Consider the following 3,216-nt stretch of genomic DNA (forward strand, 5'->3'; position numbering starts at 1 on the left):
GTAAGCGTCCAGCCAAGGCATGTTGATCCGCTGAGGCAGCCCTAGGATGCTCGTATCCATCAACGACTTGATGGATACGTACGCACTATGGACCAGGTAGCACCAGGCCGCCGTCGGCGAATTCACAGCGCGGAGTTCAAGGCGCAGGCAGTGCAAGCCTCGCAGCAGCCGGGTGTCTCGATGGCCGCTGTGGCGATGGCTCACGGGATCAACGCCAACCTGCTGCGGCGCTGGGTGCATGAGAGGGCTCAGCCGCCTGCCGACGCAACTGCGGTCAGCGCCAATACCGCTGGCTTCATCGCGCTGCCGATGCCGGCGCAATCCGCGCCGGCTGCGCCGAGCGGTGAGCCCATCCGCATCGAGGTCCGCCGCGGCTCGACCGTCGTCGCGGTGACGTGGCCGGTGAGCGCTGCGGATGCGTGTGCGGCCTGGATGCGCGAGCTGCTGCGTTGATCCGCATCGACGCCGTGTGGCTCGCGATGACGCCACTGGACATGCGCGCTGGCACCGAGACCGCCTTGGCCCGCGTTGTGCAGGTCTTTGGCGGCGCCAAGCCGCACCATGCCTACCTTTTCGCCAACCGGCGGGCTACGCGCATGAAGGTGCTCGTGCATGACGGCTTGGGCGTGTGGCTGGCAGCGCGGCGTCTGCACCAAGGCCGCTTCGTGTGGCCTCGCGACCTTTCGATGGAGCACATGTCGCTGACTCAGCCCCAGTTGCAGGCCCTGGTGTTGGGCCTGCCGTGGCAGCGCGTGGAAGACGACGGCGCGATCCGGCTGCTGTGACGCAATTGGTGCTCGCGCCGATGCGCGTGGCCGGCGCACGTCTCACACTGCCGTCATGGCAGTCGCCGCGTCCCTCAGTGCCGAAGACATCGCCTCGCTGGAAGCCGCGGGGCTTGGTCACATCGGCGCGAAGGTGCGAGCGCTCTTGGACCGCCAGGTGCATGACCGTCACGAGATTGAATGGCGCGACGCCAAGATCGAGAAGCTGACCTTCGAGATGGCGCAACTGCGCCGCGTGAAGTTCGGCAAGAAGAGCGAGCAGCTCGACGCTGAACAGAAGGCGCTCTTCGATGAGGCGGTCGATGCTGACCTCGCCGCCCTGGAAGCACAGCTGGCCGAGCTGATGGCCGCCAAGCGCAAGGACACGGAGCCGACTCCCGAGCGACCCAAGCGCGCCGCCTTGCCCGCCCATCTCCCACGCGTGGAGCGGCGCCACGAACCCAGCGACACGACGTGCCCCTGCGGCTGCCAGATGAAGCGCATCGGCGAGGACGTCAGCGAGAAGCTGGACTACACGCCCGGCAGCTTCACCGTGGAACGCCATGTGCGCGGCAAGTGGGCCTGCGCGAAGTGCCGCACCTTGACCCAGGCGCCCGTGCCAGCAGAGATCATCGACAAGGGCTTGCCCACCTCGGGCCTCCTCGCTCATGTGCTGATCGCCAAGCACTCGGACCACCTGCCGCTCTATCGCCAGGAAGCCATCTTCGAGCGCGCTGGCCTGGCCATCCCACGTTCGACGCTGGCGGCTTGGGTGGGCGTGTGCGGTGTACGGCTGCAGCCGCTGGTGGATGCCATGAAGGCCGACCTGCTTCGCCTTCCAGTGCTGCATGCCGACGAGACGCCGGTGGCCATGCTGGCACCCGGCACCGGCAAGACGCATCGCGCCTATCTCTGGTCCTACGCCAGCGGTGCCTTCGAGACCATGCGCGCCGTGGTCTACGACTTCACCGAGAGCCGCTCGGGCCAGCATCCACGGACCTTCCTCGGTCACGGCACCGAGAGCGCTTGGAAGGGCAGCCTGGTGTGCGACGACTACGCCGGCTACAAGGCGCTGTTCCTCGACGGCGGCATCACTGAGGTGGGTTGCATGGCCCATGCGCGGCGCAAGTTCGTGGAACTGCACCTGGCCAACAAGAGCAGCCTGGCGGCCACCGCCATCGAGCTCATCGGGCAGCTCTACGGCATCGAGCGGGAAGTGAAGGACCTGCCAGCCGAGGATCGGCTGCGAGAGCGACGAACGCGCGCGACACAGGTCGCGCAGGCCCTGCACAAGTGGTTGCTGGAGTACCGGCCGAAGGTTCCGGATGGCTCGGCCACTGCCAAGGCCATGGACTACAGCCTCAACCGCTGGGCGGCGCTCACACGCTACCTCGCCGATCCCGCCTTGCCCATCGACAACAATTTCGACGAACAGCAGATCAGGCCATGGGCCACGGGGCGCAAGAACTGGCTCTTCGCTGGGACGCTGCTCGCCGGGCAGCGCGCCGCGGCCATCATGAGTTTGATTCAGACGGCCAAGCTGAACGGGCATGACCCGTATGCATACCTGAAGGACGTCTTGCGGCGGCTCCCGACGCAGCGCGCTAACGCGATCAACGAGTTGCTTCCCCACAACTGGACGTCATGTGCAGTCCAGTAGGCGCCCGGGCAGCCCAACTCCTAGGTTTCGTTCAGGCCATGCACTTGCGTCTGAGGCGCCTGCGATCCTGAAGCCGACTGACGGCTGAGTCGAGGGACCAGCAGCCACCCAACGAGGGATGCGCAAATGATCGTTGGGAACAGATACCAAGCTACGAACGGCACAAGCCCAATCAACGCTGTCCCGCTCCTCTCGAACTCCCACACCTTTGCAACGCTGGCCAGCAAGTCGGTGCCACCAGCTAGGACCTTCTTGCCACGAAGAATCAGCGGCGGTCCTTGCAGTAGCAAGACGACTATGAGGCCCATCAGCTGGGCGGCCAGTGTCCGGCGCAGTTGCGAAGAACCTGCGACCAACGAAGGCCAGAAGCGCGCCATGCCGAGCAAGCCCACACACGTCAGACCGCCGTAGAGGACAGCCTGAAGCGCACCGAACAAGTAGGCATAGCCAACCAAAAGCAGCGTCCCGCCTCCCTGCAAATAGATCGCTTGCTTGTCTGCGGCGAGCAAGGCGACGTAGGTCAGGACTGCAACCAGGGGGCCGAAGATCGCGAACAACAGGCAGGAAGCGAAGGTGAACCGGAGACGGGTCATGAGCGCAACATTCAGGACAAATGGGAGAGCTGCCCAGGCGCGCCAAATATGCCGCCTCAGCTTGGTCAACGCCGTTGGCGCAGAAGAAGCGAATTATCAGACCGCCGTCTTCCTGCGCTTCCCGGGACACGCTCACCTCGTTAGCGATCTGCGCGTCCCCTAAACGCGGCCGTCAACATGACTTCGCTGAGCGCTTACC

4 protein-coding genes are annotated in these 3,216 nt (G+C 65.2%); 3 read left to right on the forward strand and 1 reads right to left on the reverse strand.

From position 1 onward, the window contains the following. The first annotated feature begins 87 nt into the window (after positions 1-87). The 3 genes from tnpA to tnpC are packed head-to-tail and all read left to right on the forward strand — an operon-like array spanning position 88 to position 2,424. Entirely contained in the window at positions 88-453 is a 366-nt protein-coding gene (gene tnpA / locus CDO81_RS27360) for an IS66-like element accessory protein TnpA (RefSeq protein WP_144397452.1), read from the forward strand. Next, complete coding sequence (gene tnpB / locus CDO81_RS27365; RefSeq protein WP_088486433.1) at positions 450-785, forward strand: IS66 family insertion sequence element accessory protein TnpB; 336 nt, start codon at positions 450-452, stop codon at positions 783-785. Before tnpA ends, tnpB begins: the two co-directional genes overlap by 4 nt. Before the next feature lie 55 nt (positions 786-840). Beyond that, a complete protein-coding gene (gene tnpC / locus CDO81_RS27370; RefSeq protein WP_088486434.1) occupies positions 841-2,424 on the forward strand; it encodes an IS66 family transposase in 1,584 nt (527 codons plus the stop codon). Between the two features lie 20 nt (positions 2,425-2,444). Here the strand turns inward: tnpC and CDO81_RS27375 are convergent, their stop codons facing one another. Beyond that, positions 2,445-3,017 (reverse strand): hypothetical protein, encoded by a 573-nt coding sequence (locus tag CDO81_RS27375; protein WP_088486435.1) that lies wholly within the window; start codon positions 3,015-3,017, stop codon positions 2,445-2,447. Positions 3,018-3,216 lie beyond the last annotated feature (199 nt).

Source organism: Roseateles puraquae, assembly GCF_002205845.1.
Classification (GTDB): domain Bacteria; phylum Pseudomonadota; class Gammaproteobacteria; order Burkholderiales; family Burkholderiaceae_C; genus Pelomonas; species Pelomonas puraquae.

Bases quoted from the DNA above. Each gene is read 5' to 3' on its own strand.
- tnpA (WP_144397452.1), top strand. From the start codon at position 88: ATGGACCAGGTAGCACCAGGCCGCCGTCGGCGAATTCACAGCGCGGAG.
- tnpC (WP_088486434.1), top strand. From the start codon at position 841: ATGGCAGTCGCCGCGTCCCTCAGTGCCGAAGACATCGCCTCGCTGGAA.
- CDO81_RS27375 (WP_088486435.1), bottom strand. From the start codon at position 3,017: ATGACCCGTCTCCGGTTCACCTTCGCTTCCTGCCTGTTGTTCGCGATC.